Origin of the sequence: Marinomonas algae, from assembly GCF_047525555.1 — a bacterium.
GTDB lineage: Bacteria > Pseudomonadota > Gammaproteobacteria > Pseudomonadales > Marinomonadaceae > Marinomonas.
Genome location: NZ_JBLIXK010000004.1, coordinates 56,177 through 81,995, shown reverse-complemented (window position 1 = coordinate 81,995; position 25,819 = coordinate 56,177). Strand labels below are relative to the sequence as shown.

25 protein-coding genes are annotated in these 25,819 nt (G+C 42.8%); 14 read left to right on the top strand and 11 right to left on the bottom strand.

What is annotated here, in order from left to right:
• Nucleotides 1–8 precede the first annotated feature (8 nt).
• The 4 genes from cyoE to ACMUMQ_RS08310 are packed head-to-tail and all read left to right on the top strand — an operon-like array spanning nucleotide 9 to nucleotide 2,530.
• Nucleotides 9–917, top strand: coding sequence for a heme o synthase (gene cyoE / locus ACMUMQ_RS08325; protein ID WP_414681526.1), 909 nt, complete (start codon nucleotides 9–11; stop codon nucleotides 915–917).
• Nucleotides 914–1,537, top strand: a complete 624-nt coding sequence (locus tag ACMUMQ_RS08320; protein ID WP_414681525.1) for an SCO family protein — start codon at nucleotides 914–916, stop codon at nucleotides 1,535–1,537. Before cyoE ends, ACMUMQ_RS08320 begins: the two co-directional genes overlap by 4 nt.
• 39 nt (nucleotides 1,538–1,576) lie before the next feature.
• Nucleotides 1,577–2,086 (top strand): hypothetical protein, encoded by a 510-nt coding sequence (locus tag ACMUMQ_RS08315; protein ID WP_414681524.1) that lies wholly within the window; start codon nucleotides 1,577–1,579, stop codon nucleotides 2,084–2,086.
• Nucleotides 2,087–2,098: 12 nt separating this feature from the next.
• Nucleotides 2,099–2,530 (top strand): copper chaperone PCu(A)C, encoded by a 432-nt coding sequence (locus tag ACMUMQ_RS08310; RefSeq protein ID WP_414681523.1) that lies wholly within the window; start codon nucleotides 2,099–2,101, stop codon nucleotides 2,528–2,530.
• 19 nt (nucleotides 2,531–2,549) lie between these two features.
• On the opposite strand, the gene ACMUMQ_RS08305 is transcribed toward ACMUMQ_RS08310, so the two are convergent.
• Entirely contained in the window at nucleotides 2,550–3,032 is a 483-nt protein-coding gene (locus ACMUMQ_RS08305; protein ID WP_414681522.1) for a TlpA family protein disulfide reductase, read from the bottom strand.
• A 255-nt stretch (nucleotides 3,033–3,287) separates the two neighbouring features.
• Here ACMUMQ_RS08305 and ACMUMQ_RS08300 point away from each other — a divergent pair, with 255 nt between their 5' ends.
• The 4 genes from ACMUMQ_RS08300 (at nucleotide 3,288) to ACMUMQ_RS08285 (ending at nucleotide 7,369) form a co-directional block, all read left to right on the top strand.
• The gene (locus ACMUMQ_RS08300) at nucleotides 3,288–4,952 is read left to right on the top strand and encodes a tannase/feruloyl esterase family alpha/beta hydrolase (RefSeq protein ID WP_414681521.1); all 1,665 of its coding nucleotides are present in this window, start codon (nucleotides 3,288–3,290) and stop codon (nucleotides 4,950–4,952) included.
• A 110-nt stretch (nucleotides 4,953–5,062) separates the two neighbouring features.
• Entirely contained in the window at nucleotides 5,063–5,671 is a 609-nt protein-coding gene (locus tag ACMUMQ_RS08295; RefSeq protein ID WP_414681520.1) for a gamma-glutamylcyclotransferase family protein, read from the top strand.
• On the top strand, nucleotides 5,661–6,722 hold the full coding sequence (locus ACMUMQ_RS08290) for a class I SAM-dependent methyltransferase (protein WP_414681519.1): 1,062 nt from the start codon (nucleotides 5,661–5,663) through the stop codon (nucleotides 6,720–6,722). The genes ACMUMQ_RS08295 and ACMUMQ_RS08290 overlap by 11 nt, the downstream gene beginning before the upstream one ends.
• Before the next feature lie 188 nt (nucleotides 6,723–6,910).
• Complete coding sequence (locus tag ACMUMQ_RS08285; protein ID WP_317005627.1) at nucleotides 6,911–7,369, top strand: YehS family protein; 459 nt, start codon at nucleotides 6,911–6,913, stop codon at nucleotides 7,367–7,369.
• 68 nt (nucleotides 7,370–7,437) lie between these two features.
• Here ACMUMQ_RS08285 and ACMUMQ_RS08280 read toward each other — a convergent pair whose 3' ends face one another.
• The 4 genes from ACMUMQ_RS08280 to ACMUMQ_RS08265 all read right to left on the bottom strand — a co-directional run bounded on the left by ACMUMQ_RS08280 (nucleotide 7,438) and on the right by ACMUMQ_RS08265 (nucleotide 11,429).
• Nucleotides 7,438–8,508, bottom strand: coding sequence for a TRAP transporter substrate-binding protein (locus ACMUMQ_RS08280; protein ID WP_414681518.1), 1,071 nt, complete (start codon nucleotides 8,506–8,508; stop codon nucleotides 7,438–7,440).
• 39 nt (nucleotides 8,509–8,547) lie between these two features.
• Nucleotides 8,548–9,840, bottom strand: coding sequence for a TRAP transporter large permease (locus ACMUMQ_RS08275; protein ID WP_414681517.1), 1,293 nt, complete (start codon nucleotides 9,838–9,840; stop codon nucleotides 8,548–8,550).
• Between the two features lie 75 nt (nucleotides 9,841–9,915).
• A complete protein-coding gene (locus tag ACMUMQ_RS08270; RefSeq protein ID WP_414681516.1) occupies nucleotides 9,916–10,470 on the bottom strand; it encodes a TRAP transporter small permease in 555 nt (184 codons plus the stop codon).
• A 56-nt stretch (nucleotides 10,471–10,526) separates the two neighbouring features.
• Nucleotides 10,527–11,429 carry an aldo/keto reductase gene (locus ACMUMQ_RS08265; protein ID WP_414681515.1) on the bottom strand — a complete coding sequence of 301 codons (903 nt, stop codon included), beginning with the start codon at nucleotides 11,427–11,429 and terminating at the stop codon, nucleotides 10,527–10,529.
• Nucleotides 11,430–11,692: 263 nt separating this feature from the next.
• Here ACMUMQ_RS08265 and ACMUMQ_RS08260 point away from each other — a divergent pair, with 263 nt between their 5' ends.
• The 6 genes from ACMUMQ_RS08260 to ACMUMQ_RS08235 all read left to right on the top strand — a co-directional run bounded on the left by ACMUMQ_RS08260 (nucleotide 11,693) and on the right by ACMUMQ_RS08235 (nucleotide 18,160).
• Nucleotides 11,693–12,424, top strand: a complete 732-nt coding sequence (locus tag ACMUMQ_RS08260; protein ID WP_414681514.1) for a GntR family transcriptional regulator — start codon at nucleotides 11,693–11,695, stop codon at nucleotides 12,422–12,424.
• A 52-nt stretch (nucleotides 12,425–12,476) separates the two neighbouring features.
• Entirely contained in the window at nucleotides 12,477–13,604 is a 1,128-nt protein-coding gene (locus ACMUMQ_RS08255; protein WP_414681513.1) for a Gfo/Idh/MocA family protein, read from the top strand.
• Nucleotides 13,605–13,796: 192 nt separating this feature from the next.
• Complete coding sequence (locus tag ACMUMQ_RS08250) at nucleotides 13,797–14,780, top strand: TauD/TfdA family dioxygenase (protein ID WP_414681512.1); 984 nt, start codon at nucleotides 13,797–13,799, stop codon at nucleotides 14,778–14,780.
• 438 nt (nucleotides 14,781–15,218) lie between these two features.
• Entirely contained in the window at nucleotides 15,219–16,148 is a 930-nt protein-coding gene (locus ACMUMQ_RS08245) for a tripartite tricarboxylate transporter substrate binding protein (RefSeq protein WP_414681511.1), read from the top strand.
• Nucleotides 16,149–16,215: 67 nt separating this feature from the next.
• Nucleotides 16,216–16,677, top strand: a complete 462-nt coding sequence (locus ACMUMQ_RS08240) for a tripartite tricarboxylate transporter TctB family protein (RefSeq protein WP_414681510.1) — start codon at nucleotides 16,216–16,218, stop codon at nucleotides 16,675–16,677.
• Nucleotides 16,670–18,160 (top strand): tripartite tricarboxylate transporter permease, encoded by a 1,491-nt coding sequence (locus tag ACMUMQ_RS08235; RefSeq protein ID WP_414681509.1) that lies wholly within the window; start codon nucleotides 16,670–16,672, stop codon nucleotides 18,158–18,160. Before ACMUMQ_RS08240 ends, ACMUMQ_RS08235 begins: the two co-directional genes overlap by 8 nt.
• Before the next feature lie 159 nt (nucleotides 18,161–18,319).
• Here ACMUMQ_RS08235 and ACMUMQ_RS08230 read toward each other — a convergent pair whose 3' ends face one another.
• From ACMUMQ_RS08230 to ACMUMQ_RS08205, 6 genes are all read right to left on the bottom strand, one after another.
• Nucleotides 18,320–19,348 (bottom strand): peptide ABC transporter ATP-binding protein, encoded by a 1,029-nt coding sequence (locus ACMUMQ_RS08230; protein ID WP_414681508.1) that lies wholly within the window; start codon nucleotides 19,346–19,348, stop codon nucleotides 18,320–18,322.
• The gene (gene dppD / locus ACMUMQ_RS08225) at nucleotides 19,345–20,313 is read right to left on the bottom strand and encodes a dipeptide ABC transporter ATP-binding protein (protein WP_414681507.1); all 969 of its coding nucleotides are present in this window, start codon (nucleotides 20,311–20,313) and stop codon (nucleotides 19,345–19,347) included. The genes ACMUMQ_RS08230 and dppD overlap by 4 nt, the downstream gene beginning before the upstream one ends.
• 11 nt (nucleotides 20,314–20,324) lie before the next feature.
• The gene (gene dppC / locus ACMUMQ_RS08220) at nucleotides 20,325–21,239 is read right to left on the bottom strand and encodes a dipeptide ABC transporter permease DppC (protein WP_414681506.1); all 915 of its coding nucleotides are present in this window, start codon (nucleotides 21,237–21,239) and stop codon (nucleotides 20,325–20,327) included.
• A 10-nt stretch (nucleotides 21,240–21,249) separates the two neighbouring features.
• On the bottom strand, nucleotides 21,250–22,260 hold the full coding sequence (locus ACMUMQ_RS08215) for an ABC transporter permease subunit (RefSeq protein WP_414681505.1): 1,011 nt from the start codon (nucleotides 22,258–22,260) through the stop codon (nucleotides 21,250–21,252).
• Between the two features lie 166 nt (nucleotides 22,261–22,426).
• Nucleotides 22,427–24,019 carry an ABC transporter substrate-binding protein gene (locus tag ACMUMQ_RS08210; protein ID WP_414681504.1) on the bottom strand — a complete coding sequence of 531 codons (1,593 nt, stop codon included), beginning with the start codon at nucleotides 24,017–24,019 and terminating at the stop codon, nucleotides 22,427–22,429.
• A gap of 576 nt (nucleotides 24,020–24,595) precedes the next feature.
• A complete protein-coding gene (locus ACMUMQ_RS08205) occupies nucleotides 24,596–25,465 on the bottom strand; it encodes an NAD(P)-dependent oxidoreductase (protein WP_414681503.1) in 870 nt (289 codons plus the stop codon).
• Nucleotides 25,466–25,819 lie beyond the last annotated feature (354 nt).

Sequence of the window (25,819 nt, the reverse complement as noted above, 5' to 3'; positions counted from 1 at the left end):
AGAAAATTATGTTTAAAGACTATGTTTCGCTGACCAAGCCAGGCATTATCTTCGGAAATCTTATAGCCGCTGCAAGCGGCTTTTTCCTTGCTGCTAAAGGCAATATCGATTGGTTTTTGTTCTTAATAGTCATGGTGGGCACAACATGTATTGTTGCTTGCGGATGTATTATTAATAACTATGTTGATCGTGATATTGATCTAAAAATGAGCCGCACGAAAAATCGCGCTTTGGCTCAAGGGCGTATTAGTGTGAGTTCTGCACTCATTATGTCGGTAGTGCTTGGTGCTATTGGCTTTGCCCTGCTATACATTTTCACTACAGTGCATGCTGTGCTATTCGGTGTTATCGGAATTCTAGTTTACGTTGGTTTGTATACTCTTAAGTATAAACGTAACTCTGTATACGGAACGCTTGTTGGTAGCTTATCGGGTGCTTGTCCTCCGGTGATGGGTTACGTCAGTATCAGTAACGGTTTTGATATCGGTGCTGCTATCTTGTTGTTGACCTTTTGCTTTTGGCAAATTCCTCATTCTTATGCCATCGCTATTTGTCGTTTTGAAGACTATAAAGCGGCGAATATTCCTGTCTTACCTGTGAAATACAGCGTACAAACAGCCAGATATCATATGTATGTTTACATCGTAGGCTTCGCTGTGGCGGCTTTGATGCTGTTTGAAAGAGGCTTTGTAGGAGTGGTCTACGCATTGGTTGTCAGCCTAATGAGTCTGTATTGGATTTACCTCGTTAAGGTTGGCTATAACGTGGAAAATGAACAAGCTTGGGGAAGAAAGTTATTCGTCTTTTCTATTCTTATCATCACGGTATTTAGCGTTCTGATCTCGGTTGATTATGTGAATCATGGACAAGTAGAGGTTGCTTCATTGCAACCTTCTCAACTGGCAGTGCAATCATGAATGAATCCAAAATCGTAAAAATCTCAGTCTTCGCGGCTCTTTTTCTCTCTATCTCTATCATTGTTTTCTATGTGGCAACAACGACTCGTCCGATTGGAGAGAAATACAAACCACTGAGTGAATTAGGCGGACCTTTTACTTTGGAAACAAAGCAAGGCCCCTTTTCACTGTCTGATATCGAAGGCAAAGTGGGCGTTGTGTATTTTGGATTCTTAAGTTGCACTGAAGCATGTCCTGCTTCTATTGGCGTTGTTCAAGCCGCCTACAAACAACTGACTGATGAAGAACGAGACAATGTTCAGTTCTTATTTATTAGTGTTGACCCAGAGAGAGACTCTTTAGAGGATCTCTATGACTTTGGTGACTATTACGACAATGATCTTTTGGCGCTGACTGGAACAAAAGAAGAAATCGATAAAGTTACCTCTGATTACGGTGTGTTTTTCGAATTAACAGACCTTGAAGGCTCTGCACTTGGCTACACTGTAGATCACTCATCTCGCTTTTATATGATCGATAAGCAAGGCAAATTGTTTACAACAATGAGCCATAGTACGACTCCGAGTGAGCTGGCTGCTCGAATCAAGCAGCTTCAAAATATGGAAAGCACTTCTTCCTAACTTTCTATCCATTGTCACACCTAAATGAAAGGATGTGTTATGTATATTACCCGTCATTTGTTTTTGATCTTTAGTACTATTTCTTTGTTCACTGTATCCCTAAATGCACATGCAGAAACCTCTATGTCTGTTATAGCGGAGGAGCATGAAATCGAACAATGCAAACAGCCTTTAATCGCTATCGCCGATGAGCTGATTGGCAAAAATGAACACAGACTTTATGTGGATCAGCCTAAGCATCATGCGAATAAATATCCATTCACTGTCATTGGTGTTATTTCCTATAACGACCAAGATGCTCAGGTGCAGTTTAATGCGGCACCTATGGTAAATGGCGAATGTGAAGTGTCTTACCAAGAAGTGTTTGCACTACCTGAAACTTGTTTAGCCGTTCGTGAACAAGTTTTTAAGAAGTGGGAATACGTTGGTCGATTAAGCAAAGACAGTTTCTTCTTACGTCATAAAGAGCGTCTTACAAGAAATGCGACATTAACAAGCATCAAGTCTGGTTCAGAATGCTTAGTGACTCGACGCCACAGTGGCATTTAAAAGGAAAGCATTATGAAAAAAACAATCGCAGCCATTTTGATGGCAGTTACCCCATTCGCTTTTTCTGCCCAATTAGAAATCAGCAGAACAAACCTAAAAGCCAATATTCCTGGTAGCGACAACACCGCTGCTTACATGCTTGTTGAAAACTTAACAAAAGATGATGTTCGCATTGTTGGTGTTGAGACAGATGTAGCGGAATTTGCGGAATTGCATAGTCATAGAATGGACGGTGATCGAATGATTATGCGCCATGAAAAGTACATTGATGTCGATGCAGGAGAGTCTGTTCGTTTTGCGCCAAACGGCTATCACATCATGCTAATTGGCCTTAAGCAGCGTGTTAAGCATGGTGAGCAAGCTAAGATCGTATTGAAATACGATGATGGCACTTCACAAGCGTTTAAATTCGATATTATCGATCCGCGAAAAGCGGCTAAGTAATTGAGAAGCATGAGAAAGCTTATTCAGCTTTCTCATGCTTAGCGATCAAATTTTTAATCCCTTCTATTGTGACTTTTCCGTGTAGGACATCAACAATCTCTCCATTTGGGGAAAGAATATAAGTTGTTGGTAGCACCGCAGGAATTGAGACTGGCAAAGACTCCAGAGAGGAAGTCTTTAATACAGGAAACTGGATGTTATAACGATTAATCAATCCTTTAATTTCTTGGTCAGACAAGCTGTCGTAACTGATTCCAAAAACGCGTAACTCGCCTTCCAATGCTAGCTCATTCAGTTCAGGAAGTTCTTCCAAGCAAGGGCTACACCATTCTGCAAAGTAATTAATCAGAGTCCATTTATCACTTTTCCAATCGTATGATTCCCCCGAAACAGCATCAAAAGAAGGGGCTTTTTGTAGCCCTAAAATAATGATCAAGGTAAATACCGGAAGTAATGCGCAGGCTAAAAGTTTGATGAAGAGTGACTTATTTTTTATAAGCATAAAGAAGCTCGAATGAATTAATTTAAACGGCATTATCGCAAAACGGGCTTATTAATAAAATGTCATCCATGCTTTGAGCTAAGGTATTCTTTTTTATTTCGTTTTCCGCTTTAACGAAACTTTCTATTTATCTCATTATTCGTTATTTTGATTGTCTGCTTGTTGAATCTTACGTGGAAGTATTTACTGGAAACTTTTGCGATTATTTCAAAAAATGAGTTGGATTCGACACTCAAACCAAAAAGGACGATGTAAATGAAAACGCTTTTAAGCTCGGCAATCATGGCCAGCGTAGCTTTTATTTTTGGAGCCAGCCCCGTTTATGCTGATGAACTCCGTTGCCAAGCATTATTAACTCATGGGCTTGAAGGCGTTGAGATTAAAAGTGCCATGCATCGCTCTGATAAAGAAGTCCGCAGCCCTTATTGTTTGGCTTCGGGCGTGATGTCTCAGTATTTAGGAAAAGATGGCAGGTTCTATTCAATCAAGTTTGAGTTGCGACTCCCTGATTTTTGGCAAGGACGTTTTGCTTACCAATTTAATAGTGGCTATGGTGGTGAAGTAAAACCTGCATTGGGGGTAATCACTGGGCTTTTACCTTCTGAATATGCAATCAACCAAGGCTTTGCTGTTGTTTCTAGTGATGGCGGCCATGATGCCAGCGCGTATCCTGAAGCGGGCCTTGCTTCAACAGTGGCCTTTGCTCACAACCCTCAAGCACGTCGTAACTATGCATACGAAGCGGTGGAACAATTAAACCCCGTCGCCCGTTTTTTAGTTGAGCTTTATTATGAGAAGCCTATTCGATATTCATATGGCATCGGGCAGTCGAACGGTGGGCGCTTAGCCATGATCGCGGCAACTCGTTTTCCCAATATGTTTAATGGCTTGTTAGTTGGCTCTCCCGGTTTTAATGCCCCACGAGCGGCATTACAGCACGCGTGGGATGTTCAAGCTCTGCATCGAGTTAACGACGACATCAGCCAATCTTTAACACAGCGTGACCTCGACTTCTTCGCTCAACATATTTTGAACGCGTGTGATGGTTTGGACGGCATAAACGACGACATGATTTTTGCCTCTGAAGCTTGTCAGCAAGTGTTTAAACCAACCGCTTTAGTGTGCAAAAGCAATTTTGACCGAGACTGCTTGTCTTTAGCAAAAGTCTCTGCGCTTATGAAAATGCATCAAGGGCCACACAATTCAAAGAACCAAGCTTTATACACTAGCTGGGTTTATGACTCCGGTATCCGTTCGGATAATTGGCGTGCATGGAAAGTAAAAAGTGATGTTTCAGCTTGGAACTATCAATCTGCAGGTTTGGTAAAAGGCGGTGCATCATTAGCGCATTTATACACTACGCCTTATGCTGAAATTAAAGGCGATGTATTTTCCCTAAAAGAATATTTATTGGCGTTCGACTTTGATCGAGACGCCCCTAAAATATATGCCACGAATAGTGAGTTTACAGATTCTGCCATGACATTAATGACGCCTCCGGATGCAGCAAAGCCTAAATTAACAGGCTTTAAGCAGAATGGCGGCAAAATGATGGTATTTCATGGCAACAGTGATCCTGTTTTTTCAGTTAAGGATACAGTTAGATGGTATGACTTCTTAGATTTTGGCTTGAGTGGCCAAGCAGATGAATTCGTGAAGTTTTATCGCATTCCTGGTATGCCTCATGGCCAAGGTGGTGCCTCGACAGATCAGTTTAATATGCTGCGACCTTTGATGGATTGGGTGGAAAGACAAAAGGCACCACAAGACGTTATTGCCGCAACTCGGTTGGACAATCCAGAAATTACATCTCGTATGGCAGGGTTAACTCGTCCCTTGTGTCCTTATCCGTCTTACGCCAAATATCAGAGCGGTAACTACCGTGATGCCAAATCCTTTGTTTGTGCTACTAATCAATAGAATCTGCTCGTGCTGTAAAAGAGAAACTGAGCTGGCACTGCCTAAGGGCAAAGGCTATCATGCGTGTCATTCTAATTGTTCCATGAATGACAGCTTGCTTGGAGGCTAATATGAGCTCATCAGATCGACATTTTATTTTAGGCTACGGCAGTCTGATTAGTAGCGAAAGTCGTGCGAAAACCGGTGAAACAGGTCAGGTTTGGCCAGTTAAATTGCATGGCTTTGAGCGTCATTGGTCGGTCATGAGTGATGAGTTTGGTATGAGCTCGGTCGCTGTCATTAAAGCGTCAGATAAAGCCTGTAACGGTGTGCTGGTTGAAGTGCCTTTTGATCAGTTTCCTTTGTTTGATGAGCGTGAACGAGGTTATCACCGAGCAATGATCCAAACGGATCAGTTAAGCGCTTATCAAACCACGCCTTTACCGGAAGGAACCTACTGGATTTATTATACGGACGATATTGTTGAACCAACTCAAGGTTGCCCTATAACGCTGAGTTACCTTGATGTTATTTTGTCTGGTTGCCTAGAGTATGGTGATGCTTTCACTCAAGATTTTTTGATGTTGACGAAGGGTTGGACATCACCTTTATTGAATGACAGAAAAGCGCCACGTTATCCGAGAGTACAACCTGATATTGAGACAGAGCGTTTAAATACTTTATTAGCGCCTGTAACCACCCTTTCTATAAAAGAGCTATCTGTAACTTATGAATCTTAACTCAACGAGCCAATTGCTGGCACGTAATGAAAATGAACTCTCAGGCAAGGTTTTGTTTGCCAACCCAGAAGACACTTATCCTTTGGATATCAGTCGGCAGGCCGATGTGTATGCTTGGTGCCAATCTAAAACTTCTTACGATGCACTAGATCGTGTTGGTTTTGCGGAAGAAAAACTGCTGTTGTCTGAGCAATGGACTACTGAAAATGGCACAGACTTCGACTACATCATTGTTTATCAGCCTAAAGCCAAAGATTTGTTGGATTATTTATTGGCTGCAGTTTTGCCGCTTCTAAAGGACGGCGGGCAAATTTGGTTAGTGGGTGACAATAAAAGTGGCGTCAAATCCTCCGCCAAGCGTTTAGAAGCAGGTTTAGATGAGGTTGGTAAGCTAGACAGTGCGAAACATTGTTTGCTTTATGCGGGCTACAAACGTCGCCCAGCAAAGCCTTTTGTATTTGAAGATTGGATTGTCTCTTGGCAACAAGAAGTAGCAGGACAGACTCTTACTTTATGCAGTTTACCTGGTGTATTTGGTCACGGGAAACTGGATAAAGGAACAGAGCTATTATTGAAGCAGTTAAACGAACATCGTTTTATGAGCGATGCCGCCAATGCTCGAATTCTCGACTTTGGCTGTGGCGATGGCATTATCGCGCTTTGGTTATACAACAAAACTGGCGCGCGCATCACGGCGTTGGATGACAGTGCATTGGCTCTCAAAGCAACCGAGCTAACTTTCGCAGCCAACCAAGCCAGCGATGCTCTGACAACGTTGGCTTCAAACGGGCTAGATGAAGTGAAAGGTCGATTTAATTACGTTGTAACAAATCCGCCTTTCCATACTGGAATCAATACGGATTACAGTATTGCAGAAAGCTTTTTCATGACGGTTAAGCAGCATTTAACCTTGAACGGTGAACTGTTTGTTGTGGCGAATGACTTTTTGCGATATCCGCCGATTTTGGATGCGGCGCTGGGTTCACATACTCGTCTTTTCCGAGATAAAGGCTTCGCTATTTATCATGGACGCCAGCCGAAAAAACGCTAACGACATGAGCTGATATTAAAAACGCGCAGACTTCTTCAGAAGATGCGCGTTTTTTTATGTTTAGGTCTCCATTATTCTCGCGATGGTTTTAATCACAGTAATCAAATGTCTCATCTGTTAAACTGGCGCCTTATGAATCTTTAAGCCCATTATATTGATGGCGCTAACCCTAACACTAGGAATCCATTTTGAATAACAACGATGTTCTACGACGCCTTCGCTACACCTTTGACTTAAAAGAATTAGCGATCGTGGAGATATTTTCTGCGGCAGATTCTTCTGTATCTCAAACTCAGGTTTCGGCTTGGTTAAAGAAAGAAGAGGATGCTGGCTATGTTGAGATGATCGATGTCGAAATGGCGAGCTTTCTTAACGGTTTCATTAATACCAAACGTGGTAAGCGAGAAGGCCCTCAACCTATTCCGGAAACGCGTTTAACAAATAACGCTATTTTTATGAAATTGCGTATTGCTTTGAATCTTCAAGCTGAAGCGATTCTAGATATCATGTCATTGGCTGAATTTAACCTGAGTAAACATGAGCTTAGCTCCTTTTTTCGTAAGCCAGATAATCGCCACTATTGTGAATGCAAAGATCAAATCTTGCGTAATTTTCTGATGGGGCTGCAAAAGCATTATCGTCCTTGATATTGGAAAACAGACATAAAAAAAGAGACGGCAAGCCGTCTCTTTTTTGTTTGTGCTGAACAATCTAATTAATGTAAATCAGACTCGTATTCAGCTTCTACTTTTTGTTCTGCTTGTTTCGCTGCATCACTCAACAAGTTAAACCACTTGTCACCGTCTTCAATGCTTTCTTTAAACCAGCTGTATACAGGTTCAGCCGCTTTAGCGAACTGTGCCTTTTCTTCTGGCGTTGGAACGTATAAATCACCGCCAGCTTTGTTAAAAGCTTCATACGCCGCAATTGATTTACGTTTTGGAGAAGCAAAGGTTGCTTGCTGTAGCGCAGAGAACCCATCGACAACAACACGGCGAAGTTCTTCAGGCATATCTAAGAAAGTATCGTTATTCATGTACCACAAAGCAGACATGTAAGCATGGCCATCAAGTGTCACATATTTTAGGCCAGCGTCTGTGAACTTCATGCCCATAATATCCGTGATACCGTTTTTAGAACCTTCAACGACACCTGTTTGGAAAGAGGTGAAAAGATCTCCCCATGGAATTGGCGTTGGACTAGCACCCAAAGAGCGAACCAATTCTTGAGGTAAGTCTGAAACCACGGTACGGATTTTCAAACCTTCCAAATCTTCAGGAGATTTAACGGTACGCTTGGTGTTGGCAAAGTTACGCCAGCCGCCTGTGTTACCTATAGCCATTAGGCGAACAACATTGTCTGAGTCTTCTAGGATTTGCTTGCGCAACTCGCGAGTAAAGTCGCCAGTGAACACTTCTTCTGCAATGCGGTCATCACGCAGAACATAAGGCAGATCCAAAACTTGTACGTAAGGATACATAGCGGAAGCGCCACCTGACGTAGAAATGTAGATATCAATGGCACCGTCTTCTAGGGCTTCAAGACACTCTACACCGTTGCCGCAAAGCTGAGTGCCCATAAAGATGTCGACAGCGATTTCGCCATTAGAATGAGCTTCTACGAAGTCTTTAAAGACGACCAAGCCATCATAGTCTTCATCGTTTTCATTTGAGTTTGCAACCGCACGAATATTAAACTCAGCTGCCTGAGCGACATTGCCAAGCATGATGCTTGCGCCAATAAAACCTGCTGCAATCACACTATTTATTTTTGTTTTTGTGAACATGAAAAAATCCTCTTTTATGGTTTTTCTTTGCATTTCAAACTATCCAGATACCAGACCGAGCAGTCTCGGTAACGTCATGGATAGAGATGGGAAAAAGGTAATCAAAAAGATCACTGCCACTTCCACTGCCAAGAATGGCAATATCGCTTTAGAGATGCTTTCGATACGTTCGCCAGAGACACTGGAGGCGACAAAGAGCACCAGCCCCATGGGCGGTGTTGCTAGGCCGACCGTCAAGTTAACACTCATAATGATGGCAAAATGAATTGGGTCAACGCCAATGTTGATAAAGATAGGCCCTAAGATAGGCCCCAAAATAATGATGGCTGGGCCCGCATCCAAGAACATACCAACTACGAACAATAGAATGTTGATCAAGAACAACAACATCAATGGGTTTTCACTGATCGTCAGTACCCAGTTCGCTAGAATTTCTGCACTATGCGACAAACTAACAACCGTCTTAAATGCAATCGCCGAACCTACTAACAGAAGCACCACAGCGGATGCTTGCGCGCCTTTGATGAAAATATGCGGCAAGTCTCTTAGCTTAACTGTCTTCATTACCCAGACACTGATAATCAGCGCATAAGCGGTAGCGACAGCAGAAGCTTCAGTCGGTGTGAAGATACCGCCAATGATGCCACCTAAAATGATAACCGGGGCAAACAAAGGGAAGATGGCATTTTTAGTTGCTTGGCCGCGCTCTGTCCAAGTGGATTTAGGGCCAGCAACAGGGAAGTCGTACTTCTTCGCCATTAAGGCAACCATGGCCATTAAGCCAACACCGATTAATATACCTGGCACAATGCCGGCTGCAAATAAGGCGGCGACAGACACTTCCATTGTGTAGGCATAAATAATCATAATGCCAGACGGTGGAATGATTGGGCCAATGACCGATGACGCTGCCGTAATTGCCGCGGCGAATTTTCGGCTATAACCATTCTTTTCCATCGCAGGAATCATCATAGAACCGATTGCAGACGTATCCGCAACGGCAGAGCCAGATAAACCCGCAAACAACATGCTCGACATAATATTTACGTGAGCCAAACCACCGCGAACGTGACCGATAAATGATTGGGAAAATTGGACCAGATTCATGGTGATGCCACCACGGTTCATCAGCTCACCTGCGAGCATGAAAAAAGGGATCGCCATCAATGGAAAGGAGTCAATTCCGTTATAAATATTACGAAACAACAAGCCGACATCACGTTCCATTCCGGTGGCATAAAGCATCAAACCCGGCGCCATAAGCATGGCAAAGAATACGGGCATACCAACCAGTAACAGAACGAGGAATAAAGGTAAAAATAGAGCTAGCATATTTTCGTCTCTCTTTTTTATTATTATTTTCTGCCTTGCTGTTTAAGATGCGAGGCAATTCGCAAACCTCAGAGGTTAGTCTGGATTCGCATCGGCACGAACTTCCATAGCAATCTGAAACTCTTTTTTATGTCCCAAGAAGCAACCCAACTCGCGTAAGCAGAGTTCAATATTGACCAGTAACATAGTGAAAAAGCACACAGGCATCGCCAGATAAATCCAAGCACGAGAAATATGAATAGAAGCAGCGCGGCTACGAAAGCCACGTTCAAAGAAGTCTATTCCCATTGATGTCAGCTTCACTAATGCGATGCCAGCCATCAACAATAAAACCAACTTCAATAAGCTAGAAGCCTTTTCAGGCAAGGCCTGTAAAAACATATCGATAGCAACGAAAGAACCGCGGCGATAGGCTTCACCAGAAACCATCGCCATCATCCAAATCATCAGCGCTCTTGCGGCTTCTTCTGGCCAAGGCAGTGCGTCGCCAATAACGTAGCGGCAAAACACCTGCAGCAAGATCACAGAAATCATTGCCGCTACTAACACCCAAGCAACACTTCGGCCGATACGGCTTAACAAAAAGTTGATGGTCGCTATGCCAGTAACCAATGTTCTAAGAATGACCATTTTCTACTCCCTCAATAAACATTGTTATTATTTTTTCTCGTTTAAAGGGTAACGAATTAAGGCACTTCTTGGCCTGCAGCGGCAGTCCAAAGTTCGAACCAAGTTTCACGGTCTATCGAGATGTCTAAGATTTTAGACAAGTCTTTAATGCGCTGCGTATTGTTTGTTCCGACAACAGGCAGAATATTTGCAGGGTGCGCCAATAACCAAGCAAGTGCAACATGATCAGATGATGCGCCTTGTTCTTTGGCTAGGCGTTCAAATAATGGCGCTAAGCGACGAGTTTCTGGTGTGTCGGCAAACAATGCGCCGCCAGCAAGTGGTGACCACGCCATTGGTGTGAGTGAATCCAGTTGCATTGCACTTAAATTTCCATTGGTGAACGCATTTCTTTCTAACAGGCTCATTTCCACCTGATTGACGACCAAAGGATGCTTCATGTTGTTTTGCAGTAAGCGCCAATCCCAAACTTCGAAGTTAGATACACCAACCGCGCGAACTTTACCGCTGTCGATCAAAGCATCAAGCGCTGCGCCTGTTTCGGCTGCGTTCATGAGTGGGTCTGGACGGTGAATGAGGAGCAGATCTAGGTAATCTGTAGAAAGGTTTTGTAAGCTCTTTTCAACGCTCGCATTAATGTATGCAGCACTTGTATCGTAAAGCTTCACACGACGAGCTGGGAATTTATCTGAGATAAGCCCGATGTCGCATTTGGAAATAAGTTGCATTTTAGAGCGTAAAGAAGGGTCTTGAGCAAGCGCTTGACCAAATAGTTGCTCACATTCGTAATCACCGTAAATATCGGCGTGGTCAAAAGACGTGATGCCTTGATCTAGGCACAAATCAATTTTTTCTCGAACGTGCTGTGTTGAAACATCTGCTGCATCCGCAAGACGCCACACTCCATAAACTAAACGGCTTAGTTGTACGTCTGATTTTCCGAGTTGAATCATTTGCATTGTATTTTCCCTAAGACTGTAACCTTCATTTTTTGATGGAGGTTGTCTGTATCTTATTATTGTTTTGATTTACTGGCTCAACTGAGAGATGTCGTTGTTAATACCAGTAGTTGTATATTCACATTATCAGTGTATTCTAATGATGTAAATCAATGGTGAATGAATTTTTGTGAAAAGTATCGCTAAATGAAAAAATAAGCCTAACAATAGAAAAATCAGGTGTTTCAAATGCGAATGATTAGCAAGAAAGCTCAGGAGACAGAGTGGAAAAACAACACTTGGAAAAAAAGAAGCAAGCGAAGCAATTGCCTTTGTTTATTCAGATCAGTGAACTGTTGAACAGAGAAATTGCGGCAGGGCAATGGCTTCCTGGTGATCGCTTGCCTATTGAAGCTGAGTTAGCCACGACGCTTGGAGTCGCCATTGGGACATTGCGGAAAGCTTTAAAAAAGCTTGAAGAGGATGGTTTATTAGAGCGTAGACAAGGCTCGGGAAACTATGTGAAACGAGCGCCAAGTGGACGTGCTGTTTATCAGTTCTTTCACTTAGAAACTCTCACAGGCGGCGGAATTCCTACAGCGGATATTTTGTCTGTTACGGTCGATGATGACGCCTTTGTTAAACAGCAGTTAAAAGTTGAAAGTGATGGAAAGCTCTGGTGTGTTAAGCGGGCAAGATATTTGAACCGAGAACTGGTTGCGATGGAGCAGATTTGGTTCCGTCATGATCATGACCCAAAGCTCAAACCAAAAGATCTACATGAATCCCTTTACCTTCATTACCGAGAGCAATTTTCTTTTTGGATTAGCCGAGTAGAAGACGAAGTGGATTGTGGCGAGGCGCCTGAATGGGTTTCTGAGGCGTTGGGCTTAGAAAATAAAGCCATCATGCCGAAGGTGCATCGTCGTAGTTGGTCGAACGAAGGCAAGGTCGAGGAATTTTCATTTACTTGGTATGACCCAAGCAAATGTCGATATGTTGCACGTTGGCATTAAAAAAACAATTTAAAAAAACAAAACTAACATAAATAAAAACAAGAGGTTAGATATGGAAAAGCGTGTTCGCTATGGCATTCTTGGCTGTGGAATGATGGGACAAGAGCATTTGAGAAACCTTGCGCTTATTGACGGCGCTGAGGTGGTTGCAATCACAGAGCCAAATAAAGAAATGCAAAAACGTTGTGCGGAATTGGTCCCTGATGCGCATTTCTTCAATCATCTGGATGACATGCTGAATGCTAGCCTTGAGCTTGAAGCCCTTGTTATCACAACACCAAACTACCAACATGCCGATCAGCTATTACAGTTGTTTGAGCAAACCACACTGCCAATTCTTGTTGAAAAGCCAGTCGTTACCAGCCTAGAGCAAGTTGCCAACATTCGAGCTGCTGCCGCGAAGCACCCAGCACCAATTTGGGTTGCGATGGAATATCGTTACATGCCGCCTGTTGCTCAATTTAGAAAGCAAATTGTAAATGGCGATATTGGCAAATTCACCATGCTGAATATTCGAGAGCATCGTTTTCCATTCTTAGAAAAAGTGGATGATTGGAATCGTTTTAACAGTAAAACGGGCGGTACTCTAGTTGAAAAATGCTGTCACTTCTTTGATCTAATGCGTTTGCTAACAAAGAGCGAAGTGAAGCGTGTTTATGCATCCACTGGACAAGACTGTAATCACCTTGATGAAAGTTATGACGGACAAACGCCTGATATCATTGATAATGCGTTTGTGATCGCGGACTTTGAAAATGGCCAGCGTGCTTGTTTGGATCTCAATATGTTCGCAGAAGGTTCGCGCTACCAAGAAGAAATTTGTGCCATTGGCTCAGATGCGAAACTCGAGTGCTTTGTGCCAGGCCCTGGCCGTTTTTGGCCAACAGAAACTTTAGGTCCTGCACCTATTCCTAAAGTCGTATTAAGCCCACGTGCTCCTAAAGGGCCGATTGAGGCAGACATTCCTGTAGACGATAAGTTGTTGGATGCTGGTGATCATAATGGCTCCACTTTTTATCAACATCTTGGTTTCTTCAAAGCCATCACAGAAGGTGCGCCCGTGGATGTTTCTCTTGAAGACGGTTTGAAAGCGGTTGTGATTGGTTTAGCTGCTCAACATTCCTCAAAAATGGGGCAGGCTATTTCTTTGACAGATGAAGGTTTTAGCTTTTCTGAATAAATTTTTTTAAAAAATATAAGCAAAGTAAATCAATGGCTTAAATGATTTTGTGGGATCTTTCAATTCAAATTCATTCACTATTGATTTACTTGTTGGTTGAATCAGATTAGAGTGACTTAAGAATTCATCTACTATTGATTCACTTGATGGTAGAGATTTATTAAACACTATTACTTTCATTAGGAGTAAATAATGAGTGTCGTAATTTCCAAACTAGAAGAACAAAAACAAGTAAATGGGTTGGATTTTCCTTTGCTAGTAACGCCTCACAATGACGAAGTGAAAAAGGATGCGTCTACCTTCTTTCATTGGGTCGAAGAGAACAAAGCGGAATTGCATGAAAAACTGATTAAGCATGGCGCGGTTTTGTTCCGAGATTTTCCAATTGCTAATTCTGACGACTTTGAGCAAATGCTTAACGAGACGAATTACAAAAACATGCCTTATGTTGGTGGCGCGGCACCGCGTTCACAGGTGACAGAATCTCGTATTGTGACGGCGAATGAGTCTCCTGCTTCAGAAAAAATTCCTTTTCACCACGAGATGGCACAAGTACCAACGCCTCCTGGTTATATCTTTTTCTATTGTGAGACAGCGGCAGAGAAAGGCGGCGCAACGTCTATTTTGCATTCGGGAGAGATCTGCAAGACCTTCTTCGACATTGCTCCTGAATTTGCGAAAAAAATTGAAGACCAAGGCGTGCGCTATATTCGCGTGATGCCTGAAGTCACAGACACAACGTCTGCGATTGGTCGTTCTTGGAAAGATACTTTCTTAGTGCAAACTCGTGAAGAAGCAGAAGAAAAAATGCGTGAAGCGGGAATGACTTGGGAATGGTTAGATAACGGTAATGTTCGCACGGAAACTCGCGTGCTTCCTGCCATTCGTTATGATGAGGAAACTCAACAGAAGGTTTTCTTTAATTCCATTGTGGCTGTGTTTACCGGTTGGAATGACAGCCGTAATGAAGGTAAAAAAGCGGTTGCTACAGCGAATGGCGAATTCATGGATGAAGAACTGCTTAATAAGCTGGTGTCTGCTATGGATGAGCAATGTGTGAATTTTAAATGGAAAGATGGCGATGTATTGTGGATCAACAATCACACAGTACTTCATGCTCGTCAGCCGTTTGAAGGCGATCGCCGTATTCTTGCTTCTATTTCATTCAAAGAGTAAATAGCTTTAGTTAATAGAGCTTGGTAGGCCGTTGTTGATCAAAAAACACCATCTAGCACCTTTAGATGGTGTTTTTTTATATAGAAACAGGTACTTTTTTATATATGGTGCAGAAGGTTACTAAATTATGAATTTTGTAAGCATGACTTGCATTATGAATTTTATATATTATTGTATTACGAATATTGGTTTGCTGAGTTTGATAAATAGCCTCCGGAGAGGTTCTAAATCATTACTCATAACTTGAAGTGATAAGCTTGTTTTTAAGTTTAGCTCGTCTATTCTTAAGCGCGGTATTTATTGAGGTTGGGAAGGAATCACCTAATAAATAGTAGGCTTTATCTATTAGTCTGAAAGTTATTAGTATAAATATCATGCACTTAGAGGCTGATTGAGTAAAAAACCGAAATCAAAATTAAAATAATAGGTGTCATCAATATGAAAAAAATTATAAAAAATACCCTAATGGTTGCTGCCGTTGCATTTGCTGCAAGTGTTTCTGCTGCTGACTACCCTTCTAAGACAATCCGACTTGTTGTTCCATTTAGCCCAGGCGGTGGTACCGATTCCGTAGGTCGCGCAATCGCGAACTCTACTAAAGACATTCTAGGTGAGAATATCATTGTAATGAACAGAACTGGTGGTTCTGGTGCTGTTGGTATGAGCTTCGGTGCTCAGCAACGTCCAGACGGTTACACAGTTACTGTTGTTACGCGTGAGATTGCTTCTCTACCTCAAATGGGTCTAATGCAAAATGACGCAGACGATTTCAAACTGATTCGTATGGTTAACTTAGATCCAGCTGTTGTTCTTGTTAGTAAAGACAGCCCATTCAACAACATCAATGACTTGATCGCTGAAGCGAAAAAACAAAACGGTAGCTTAAAGTTTGCTTCTACAGCGAAGCCAAACTTCTACTTGATGGCGCTAGAAAACAGCCAAAATATCAAGCTGAATGCGATTCCTTACAACGGTTCATCTGAAGCGATTCCAGCCGTTCTTGGTGGTCACACAGCTGTAACTATGGTGACGCCTGGTGAAGCTCTTTCTCAAATTCAAGCGGGTCAATTGAAAGCGCTTGGTATCATGTCAGAAGAGCGTATTGCTTTCCTTCCAAACGTACCAACGTTGAAAGAGCAAGGTGTTGACGTATCTACAGGTACTTGGCGTGGACTTGGTGTTCCTAAAAAGACACCAGATGAAATCGTTGAAATTCTAGGTGCTGCGTTTGATAAAGCAATGGCATCTCCTGAGTTTGTCGAGTTCATGAAAAAGGGCGCTATGACTATTCATAACTTGAACGCAAAAGAGTTCACTGAATTTGTTGCTCAAGATACTAAGAACCTTGGCGTTCTAATTAATCAGTAAGTTGCAATGAACGATAAAGTGCCCCTAAATTATTTAGGGGCACTTTTTTACTAATTAGGTTATTGATATGAATGGTAAAAACCTTGTTTTTCCGATAGTAATTATTATTGTGAGCGCTGTCTTTTTGTTTTTTGCCAGCCAGTTTCCATCCCCTAGCTTCCAAGACTCCAGTGTTAGTTCCAAATTTTTCCCAAGTGCCATTGCGGTTATACAAATAATTATTTGTTTGTGTCTGATTGCTGGCGAGCTTCTTAAACGAAATAAAGCATCTGAAAATACGGCCGTTTTTAGTAAGTACTCAATATTTGGTGCCATTTTCATTATCGGCTACGCCGTTTTGATTTACCTGCTCGGTTATCTTCCTTCTACTTTGATTGCTTTTCTCGCTTATCTAGTTTTCTTTAGAAGTAAAAATGTTTGGTACTACGTCACGGGCTTTGTGTTCACCTGTGTCATTTATTATGTTTTTGCGAACGTGTTTTATGTTGCTCTCCCTGAAGGGCTTATTACAGGGCTAATTTATGATTGAACATTTACTCAATGGGCTTTTAACAGCTTTAAGCTTTGATGTTTTACCTATTCTAATATTTGGTGTTGTAGGGGGAATCATCCTCGGCGCTATGCCTGGTTTAACAGCCACAATGGGAGTAGCGATATTGCTTCCATTTACATTTGGCATGGACTCTACACCAGCGCTTGTTATGCTGATCGGTGTTTATATTGGTGGGATTTACGGCGGATCTATCGCGGCGATACTTCTTAATACACCAGGTACGCCAGCTTCCGCTGCCAGTGTATTAGACGGCTACACCTTGACCAAGAATGGTCAAGCGGCCAGAGCCTTAAGTATTTCAGCTGTTTCTTCTTTTGCTGGTGGTTTAATCAGTACTATCATTCTGATTGCCTTTGCGCCTATCTTGGCGGGCTTCGCATTGAAGTTTAATGCGCCTGAATATTTTGCTCTCGCTCTCTTTGGTTTGACGATCATTTCCAGTATTTCGGGTAACAACCTATTGAAAGGTTTGTTAGCCGGTACGATTGGTTTGCTAATTTCTACCATTGGTCTTGATCCAATTAACAGTGTGCCACGTTTCACGTTTGACGTTTTGGACTTGTACAGCGGCATTAACATCATTCCTGTGCTGATTGGTTTATTTGCCTTGTCAGAAGCCTTGTCACAGCTCGAGACTATTGTTAACGATAAGAAGCATGTGCTGCGCAGTTTCAGCTTGAAAATGCTGAGCAGAAAGGACTTAAAAGAAATCACGCCAACGGCGGTGAAGAGTGGTGTTATCGGTACAATGATTGGCAGTATTCCTGGTGCCGGTGCGGATATTTCCTCTTTCGTTTGTTACAACGAAGCGAAGCGTTCTTCTAAGAATCCTGAAGAGTTTGGTAAAGGCTCTATTAAAGGCTTAAGTGCTGCTGAAGCGGGTAACAACGGTGTAACGGGCGGTGCATTGGTTCCTTTGCTTACTTTAGGGGTTCCTGGTGATGCGGTAACAGCAGTATTACTTGGTGCGCTTGTTATTCAAGGTTTGAGCCCAGGTCCTTTGCTGTTCACTTACAGCCCAGACCTTGTATACGGAATCTTTAGCTCCATGCTTGTGGCTAACGTCGTGATGCTACTGGTTGGCTTAATCGGTATTCGCTTCTTCTGCAAAATCATTGAAATCCCAAGAATGTTGATGATTCCTATCATCATGTTCTTGTCGATCATCGGTGCATACGCAATCAACAACTCTATGTTTGATATTGGTGTTGCGGTGTTCTTCGGATTATTAGGCTTTACACTGATTAAATTTAGCGTGCCACTGTCACCTATTTTGATTGGTATGATTCTTGGACCGATGGCAGAAACGAACTTAAGAAAATCACTGCTTTTGTATGAAGGTTCATGGTCATTCTTATACGAAAGACCGATTGCTCTGTTCTTTTTAGTGCTAACTGCTTTCTCTGTATACACGGCGCTTAGATTTAATAAGAAGAAAGAAGCTTCTGTTGAAAGCTAATTGATCTCCAAAAAAGATCAATGAAAAAAGGTGAGGTAAGATAGACCATTTGAAATGGCTTTCTTTCTCACCTTTTTTGTTTGTGATGAGAGAGGGTTAAATTGAGGCGAAAAAAAGCGCCCTTGCGGACGCTAAAAAGCTCTCTGTGAGCAATTCTGTCTAAGCAACACTCTGCGTGTAGTTCTCTATACGATTTTCTTCTACTGCATGACATGCAATTAGGTGGCCTTGTTCTTGGCTGTCACTATTGTCTAATCTCAATGCTGGTGTTTCGCTCTTACAGCGATCATTGGCATAACTGCAACGACCGTGAAAAGCACATCCAGATGGTGGGTTCAGTGGTGACGGTAGTTCACCCTCTAACTTAATTCGTGTCCGACGTTTCTCTGGCGAGAGTTGAGGTGTACTAGACAGCAAAGCTAAGGTGTAAGGGTGCTGAGGATTATTAAACAATTGTTCTCGAGTGCCTTGTTCCACTACTTTACCGAGGTACATCACCATAACATCGTCGGCGATGTGCTCAACTACGGACAGGTCATGGGAAATGAACACATAACTCAGACCAAATTCTTCTTGCAAGTCCATCATCAAGTTTAAAACCTGCGCCTGAACGGATACGTCGAGCGCTGAGACTGGCTCATCCGCGACGATGACATTTGGATCCAGCATCAAGCCGCGAGCGATGGCAATCCGCTGACGTTGGCCACCAGAGAACATGTGTGGATAGCGATCATAATGTTCTGCCTTCAAGCCAACCTTCTCCATAATAGAGACGGCTTTTTCTTTACGCTCTGCTTTTGACAAATTGGTGTTAATAACCAAAGGTTCTTCCAAAATTGCGCCAATTTTCTTACGTGGATTCAAAGAACCATAAGGATTCTGAAAGATGATCTGGATCTTCTGGCGAAGTTTCTTTTGAGCATCTTTCGTTAAGGTTAGTAAGTCTTCACCTAGATGTGCCAAGCTACCACTGGTTGGTGTTTCAATCATAGTTAACATACGACCTAGAGTTGATTTACCACAACCAGATTCACCAACAACCGCCAGCGTTTTGCCTTTTTCAAGCTGAAAGCTTATGCCATCAACGGCTTTTACTACAGCGTTTGGTTTCAGTAAGCCTTGCTTCACCTGATAGTGCTGTTTTAAATCATCCGCTTTTAGAATGAGTTCGATGTCTTTTTGATTCATGCGGCTGGTCTCCCTTCGCTGTTCAATGGCGTGTGGCATTTTACTTGGCGGTTAAGATCACCTTGGTTTTCTGGTTCCACTTTACGGCAATGATCTGTGGCATAAGGGCAGCGAGGGCTTAATAAGCAACCAAGAGGCCGGTCATATTGACCTGGCACCACGCCAGGAAGCGCTTCAAGTCGTGTCTTGCCAGCAGATGACTCAGGCAAAGAGGCAAGCAAAGCTTGAGTATACGGGTGTCTTGGTGTGCTAAAGACTTCTGATGCAGGGCCGGACTCAACAATTTGTCCTGCGTACATCACAATAACGCGATGAGCCACTTCCGCCACAAGTGCCAAATCGTGAGTAATCAGGACTAACCCCATTTGTTTTTTGCGTTGTAGGTCAATTAGTAGATCAATGATTTGAGCTTGTATTGTGACATCTAAAGCCGTTGTTGGCTCATCAGCGATCAAAAGTCGTGGATTGCACGCGATAGAAATTGCGATCATCACACGTTGGCTCATACCACCAGAAAGCTGATGAGGGTAATTATCCAAACGAGATTCTGGTGCTGGAATACCAACTTGGGTAAGCAGCTCAATGGCACGAGCTTTTAACTCTTTCTTGCTGCCGCCTTGGTGCGTTTTTAGCGCTTCAATAATTTGATAACCCACGGTAAAGCATGGATTCAAACTCGTCATTGGATCTTGGAAGATCATTGCAATGTCTGAGCCTGTTAGCTTACGACGTTGCTTTTCTGGCATGGCTTGTAGGTCTTGGTTATCAAAAGTAAGTTGGTCTGCACTCACTTTGCCGGGGAAATCAATTAACCCCATGATAGACAAAGAGCTGACACTTTTGCCTGAGCCTGATTCCCCAACGATGCCAAGGACTTCCCCTTCCTCGACCTTATAACTGATGTTATCTACGGCGCGAAAATTGCCGAAGGTAACGCTTAAATTTTCCAACTGTAACAGTGACATCTGAACCTCTCTTACTGTTTTAACTTGGGATCGAGGGCATCGCGTAAGCCATCGCCCATGAGGTTAAACGCCAATACGGTGATCAAAATCATCAAACCTGGGAAGGTTACAACCCACCATGCGCGTTGTACGAACTGCAGAGCATTAGCCAGCATTGATCCCCATTCAGGGGTTGGTGGTTGTGCGCCAAGACCAAGAAAGCCCAGCGCTGCCATATCAAGAATTGCCGTTGAGAACCCTAATGTGGCTTGCACGATTAAAGGTGCTAAACAGTTTGGTAAAATACACACAAACATCAGGCGCAATGGGCTGGCACCAATAACCCGCGAAGAGGTTACATAGTCACGAGACATCTCAGCCATGGTCGCTGCGCGAGTTAAGCGCACGTAATGAGGCAATGAGACGATGGAAATCGCCAACGCCGCATTAACAATGCTTGGCCCCAAAATCGCCACAATCGCAATGGCTAAAAGCAAGCTCGGCATAGCCAGCATGATGTCGACGATTCGCATGATTGCCGTGTCTATCATGCCTTTGAAATAGCCAGCCACAAGGCCAAGTAAAATCCCCATCACCAAAGAAGCCGTTACCGCCACAATACCGACAGCAATCGACAAACGAGAACCGTGGATTAAGCGCGACAAGATATCGCGGCCAACGTCATCCGTTCCTAATACAAAAGACCAGTTTCCGCCCTCCAACCAAGCTGGTGGTAGCAACAAAGCATCACGGTATTGATCAGACGGAGAATGTGGTGCAACAAAATTCGCAAAGACAGCCATGAAGAAAATTAAGGTAATCACCACAAGGCCACCTAAAGCACCTTTGTTGCTGCTGAAATAATGCCAAAACTCTTGCAGCGGTGTCATAGGAACTGGTGCGGTAAGTTCGTTATTTTCTGTGGACGTTTCGATAGATGTAGTCATAAACGCCTCCTTATCGGCTATGTCGAATACGTGGATTTACAATGCCGTATGTAATATCAACAAGAAGATTCACGACAATAATAATGCAAGCGACAATTAAGATACCGCCTTGTACAACTGGATAATCACGGCGCCCGATGGATTCGATCAGCCATTTGCCAATGCCAGGCCAAGCAAATACGGTTTCGGTCAGAATAGCCCCAGATAACAAAATACCAACCTGTAGACCAATGACGGTAATCACGGGAATCAGCGCGTTACGCAAAGCATGAATAACAATGACTCGCCAAGGCGCGATGCCTTTAGCTCGGGCGGTACGTATGTAATCTTCGCTTAGTACTTCCAACATGGAAGAACGCGTCATACGAGCAATGACAGCCATTGGTATGGTGCCAAGAACGATGCTTGGCAAAATAAGGTGAGAAACAGCGGAGGAAAATGCGCCTTCTTCATCAGATAAGAAAGTGTCAATTAACATAAAGCCAGTGACATCATCTATCCAATAAGTGACGTCGATTCGCCCAGAAACGGGTGTCCAACCAAGGTTGACAGAAAAGACCAACATCAGCAGTAAAGCCCACCAGAAGATGGGCATTGAATAGCCTGTCAGAGAAAAGGTCATGACAGAATGATCAACAATTGTGCCGCGTTTTACCGCTGCAAAAATACCTGCAGGTAAGCCAACGAGTATGGCAAAAATCGCCGCGCAGGTTGCTAATTCTATTGTGGCAGGGAATAGGGTTAGGAATTCGCTCATGACAGGTTCTTTCGTAACCAGAGAGTTACCTAAGTCACCTTGTAGAACGCCTGCCACATAACGAAAGTATTGAATATATAATGGCTTATCAAAACCTAGTTGAGCGCTTAATTCAGCGTGACGTTCTGCACTGACACCACGTTCACCGGCCATAACATCAATAGGGTCACCCGGTATTAGGCGAATAAGGGTAAAGGTCAATAAGGTTATTCCGAGAAACGTCGGGATAACGAGACTTAAACGACGAAAAATAAATTGAAACATAAAGGACTGATTCTCTTACCGTGTTATAGGAGCACATCACTGGGATTCGAACAGTGGTTTGATTAAAAATAGGTTTAATCCGGTTTGCTCTATGAACAAAATGCCTACTCACGTCCCAGCGAGTAGGCATTTTATAAATGTCCAATCAAGGACGGCTTTCTAAACGTTATTTACTAACGTTGTAGAAGAAGTGACCACCAAGAGGGTCTACTTTGTAGCCTTTTACTTCTTTACGAATTGGCTCGTAAACAACAGAGTGAGCAACGGTGATCCAAGGCGCTTCACGCTTGAAAACAACCTGAGACTCTTCATACAACTTAGTACGTTCTGCTTTATCTGCTGTGCGTTTTGCGCTTAGCAATAAGTTGTTGAACTCTTCATTACACCATTGTGCGCGGTTAGAACCACCAACGCCTTCACAGCCAAGTAACACATACAGGAAGTTATCTGGATCACCATTATCACCAGTCCAACCTAGTAGAACTGTGTCGTGTTCACCTTTCTTAGAACGATCTAGGTATTCACCCCATTCGTAAGAAACGATTTCTGCTTTTACGCCAATTTTTGACCAATCTTCCTGCATCACTTCCGCCATACGGCGAGCATTTGGATTATATGGACGCTGAACTGGCATCGCCCAAATATTGGTAGTGAAACCATCTGGATAACCGGCTTCCGCTAACAGTTGTTTCGCTTTTACAGGATCGTATGGGTAATCCACAACGTCTTCATTGTAAGACCACATTGTTGGTGGAATCGGGTTTTTAGCCGCTTTACCAGCACCTTGGAAAACCGTATCAATGATGGCGCTTTTATCTGTCGCTAGGTTTAATGCTTGGCGAACTCGAACATCATCAAATGGTTTTTTCTGAGTGTTAAATGCTAGGTAACCAACGTTTAAGCCTTCTTGGCTTAGTAGGTTGATGTTTGGATCCGCTTCCATTTGCTGAAGGTCTGCTGGATTCGGGTAAGGCATCACATCACATTCGCCTGCTTTTAGTTTTGCATAGCGAACAGAAGCATCTGGCGTGATAGAGAAAACAAGGCGATCAACTTTTGCTTTGCCTTTCCAGTAGTCTTCAAACGCTGTGTAGCGGATCAAAGAGTCTTTACGGTACTGAACTTTTTGGAAAGGACCTGTGCCAACTGGGTCGCTGTCTAGTTTTTCAGGCGTGCCAGCAGCCATTAATTTATCTGCTTGTTCTTTAGAGAAGATAGATGCGAAGTCCATTGCCATGTTAGCAACAAAAGGCGCTTCTGGTTGGTTAAGAACAAATTTCACCGTGTAGTCATCGACCTTAACGATTTCTTTGATCAGGGTGTCCATGCCCATTGCTGTGTAATATTCGTAAGAGCCGCCAGAAACCATGTGGTAAGGGTGACTCTTATCGCCTTGACGATTGAAAGAGAAAATTACATCGTCCGCATTAAAATCGCGTGTTGGCTTAAAATCTTTTGTTGAATGGAATTTAACACCTTTACGTAGGTGGAATGTGTATTCAAGACCGTCACTTGATACATCGTAGCTTTCAGCAAGACCAGGCTCTGTTTCTGTGGTGCCGAGTTTGAATTCTAGCAAACGGTTAAACATGTTTTTTGATGAAGCATCAAAAGTGGTGCCAGAAGTATAAAGTGAAGCGTTAAAGCCTTCAGGGCTACCTTCTGAACAGTAAACTAATGTGGTTGCTGCATGAGCAGATGTACTGATTGCTCCAGCGGCCATAAGTGCAAGCGTCAGTTTTCCTAACCCTTTTTTCATTGTAACTCTCCAATTAACATAATTATTTATCGTGCGAACACGTGGGAAGTCGAATCAAGGTATTCGTTACTTTTGTGATTTTTAATAGTGGGGAAAGTGTCTATGGTGTACTTATTAGAAATACAACCTAGCTTAAATACTTGTTTAAACTAGGTTGTTCTATCTCATCCTTGAGCCCCCTTTAGCCACTTAAACGCCCTTGAATAATCAAGGTCGTCCGAAAGTTGCCTCCTTGAAGATTACTGAAGCGTTATTAAATGACCAATCGAAATAACGATATGCGCTATGCATCTAATGAATAAAGAATGTGTATAAATTGTGTAGGGTATTGTTATATAAGGATTTTGGTTTGGCTTTATATAGGTCAATAATGAGCTTTATATGTGTTTTTTGTGAGATAAAAAAATGAGATAGGCAAAATTAAGGTCTTTTTGCATTCTAATTAGTGATTGAGGTGAAGAATAGATAGCTTGATCATAGGAGGATTATGTTGGACAGCAAAACTGAATAGTTCCCCAAAAAAGCCCATAACGTGAAAGTCACTGGGCTTTGAGTCATAACCAGAAAGCTTCAGTATTAAGCTTTTTTATCGAATGCTTTGACTAATACAGATGTATCTTGGCGACCTCGGCCTTCCTGTATTAAATCTTGGTAATCCTGATCAACCGCTTCTGTTAGAGGTAACGTGATACCCATTTTTTCGGCTTGAGTTAAGCAGAGGCTCAAATCCTTATGCATCCATTCTATCGCGAAGCCAAAATCAAACTCGTCTTTCGCCATGGTTTCACCACGGTTTTCCAGTTGCCAAGAACCTGCCGCGCCATACTTTAATGTGTCGACCAAGGTTGCAATGTCTAAATTAGCTTTCTGTGCAAAACGAATACCTTCTGATAAACCGGATAAAACACCGCCGATCAGAATTTGGTTCACCATTTTTGTTAGTTGGCCATTACCGACTGGCCCCATCAGAGTGGTGGCTTTTGCATAGCAGTCCAATACAGGTTGCGCTTTGTCTAAGTCGCTTTGCTCTCCGCCGATCATGACGGTTAATACGCCATTTTCAGCGCCTGCTTGGCCGCCAGAAACCGGCGCATCCATAAATAAGAAGCCTCGCTCGTGTGCTGCTTGCGCTAGCTCTTTGGCGACTTCTGCAGAAGCGGTTGTGTGATCGATAAACATGGTGCCTTTTTGGGCATTTTGAAACGCACCGTCATCGCCTAAATATACCGCGCGCAAATCATCGTCATTACCAACACAAGTTAAAACAATGTCTGCTGCTTGAGCTGCTAATGCAGGTGTTGGTGCAGACGTTCCTGAATACTGTTCACACCAAGTTTGGGCTTTTTGGCTTGAGCGATTATATACAGTGACATCATGGCCTGCTTTGCTGACATGGCCTGCCATTGGGTAGCCCATTGTTCCTAATCCGATGAAGCTGACTTTCATTGCATTCTCCTCGTTGTTTTGCTCAATATGTTGCTTTTTGATCACTCAATAATACGTACTTGTTAATGAATTACGAGGCACAAAAAGCACAGAAATTGAGCATACAGAAGGAAAAACGCAGAATATTCTTAGAAATTAGTCGGTTACCTTATAAGGAATTGCGGCACCCACATCCTGTGGATAACTTTGTGTAAGAAAATTCTTACGCAAGATTATTTCGAAAAAATAGAGATGTTTTTAAATAATCGTGCATATTTCATACAATTTCAGCTTTTTTACTTTTGCGCTGCAATTTCTTCTTTACAAAGTCAAGAGTGAAACAGACTTTTATTTTATAAAAATGACTTCTTAGAT

Bases quoted from the DNA above. Each gene is read 5' to 3' on its own strand.
- cyoE (WP_414681526.1), top strand. From the start codon at position 9: ATGTTTAAAGACTATGTTTCGCTGACCAAGCCAGGCATTATCTTCGGA.
- ACMUMQ_RS08320 (WP_414681525.1), top strand. From the start codon at position 914: ATGAATGAATCCAAAATCGTAAAAATCTCAGTCTTCGCGGCTCTTTTT.
- ACMUMQ_RS08315 (WP_414681524.1), top strand. From the start codon at position 1,577: ATGTATATTACCCGTCATTTGTTTTTGATCTTTAGTACTATTTCTTTG.
- ACMUMQ_RS08310 (WP_414681523.1), top strand. From the start codon at position 2,099: ATGAAAAAAACAATCGCAGCCATTTTGATGGCAGTTACCCCATTCGCT.
- ACMUMQ_RS08305 (WP_414681522.1), bottom strand. From the start codon at position 3,032: ATGCTTATAAAAAATAAGTCACTCTTCATCAAACTTTTAGCCTGCGCA.
- ACMUMQ_RS08300 (WP_414681521.1), top strand. From the start codon at position 3,288: ATGAAAACGCTTTTAAGCTCGGCAATCATGGCCAGCGTAGCTTTTATT.
- ACMUMQ_RS08295 (WP_414681520.1), top strand. From the start codon at position 5,063: ATGAGCTCATCAGATCGACATTTTATTTTAGGCTACGGCAGTCTGATT.
- ACMUMQ_RS08290 (WP_414681519.1), top strand. From the start codon at position 5,661: ATGAATCTTAACTCAACGAGCCAATTGCTGGCACGTAATGAAAATGAA.
- ACMUMQ_RS08280 (WP_414681518.1), bottom strand. From the start codon at position 8,508: ATGTTCACAAAAACAAAAATAAATAGTGTGATTGCAGCAGGTTTTATT.
- ACMUMQ_RS08275 (WP_414681517.1), bottom strand. From the start codon at position 9,840: ATGCTAGCTCTATTTTTACCTTTATTCCTCGTTCTGTTACTGGTTGGT.
- ACMUMQ_RS08270 (WP_414681516.1), bottom strand. From the start codon at position 10,470: ATGGTCATTCTTAGAACATTGGTTACTGGCATAGCGACCATCAACTTT.
- ACMUMQ_RS08265 (WP_414681515.1), bottom strand. From the start codon at position 11,429: ATGCAAATGATTCAACTCGGAAAATCAGACGTACAACTAAGCCGTTTA.
- ACMUMQ_RS08255 (WP_414681513.1), top strand. From the start codon at position 12,477: ATGGAAAAGCGTGTTCGCTATGGCATTCTTGGCTGTGGAATGATGGGA.
- ACMUMQ_RS08250 (WP_414681512.1), top strand. From the start codon at position 13,797: ATGAGTGTCGTAATTTCCAAACTAGAAGAACAAAAACAAGTAAATGGG.
- ACMUMQ_RS08245 (WP_414681511.1), top strand. From the start codon at position 15,219: ATGAAAAAAATTATAAAAAATACCCTAATGGTTGCTGCCGTTGCATTT.
- ACMUMQ_RS08240 (WP_414681510.1), top strand. From the start codon at position 16,216: ATGAATGGTAAAAACCTTGTTTTTCCGATAGTAATTATTATTGTGAGC.
- ACMUMQ_RS08235 (WP_414681509.1), top strand. From the start codon at position 16,670: ATGATTGAACATTTACTCAATGGGCTTTTAACAGCTTTAAGCTTTGAT.
- ACMUMQ_RS08230 (WP_414681508.1), bottom strand. From the start codon at position 19,348: ATGAATCAAAAAGACATCGAACTCATTCTAAAAGCGGATGATTTAAAA.
- dppD (WP_414681507.1), bottom strand. From the start codon at position 20,313: ATGTCACTGTTACAGTTGGAAAATTTAAGCGTTACCTTCGGCAATTTT.
- dppC (WP_414681506.1), bottom strand. From the start codon at position 21,239: ATGACTACATCTATCGAAACGTCCACAGAAAATAACGAACTTACCGCA.
- ACMUMQ_RS08215 (WP_414681505.1), bottom strand. From the start codon at position 22,260: ATGTTTCAATTTATTTTTCGTCGTTTAAGTCTCGTTATCCCGACGTTT.
- ACMUMQ_RS08210 (WP_414681504.1), bottom strand. From the start codon at position 24,019: ATGAAAAAAGGGTTAGGAAAACTGACGCTTGCACTTATGGCCGCTGGA.
- ACMUMQ_RS08205 (WP_414681503.1), bottom strand. From the start codon at position 25,465: ATGAAAGTCAGCTTCATCGGATTAGGAACAATGGGCTACCCAATGGCA.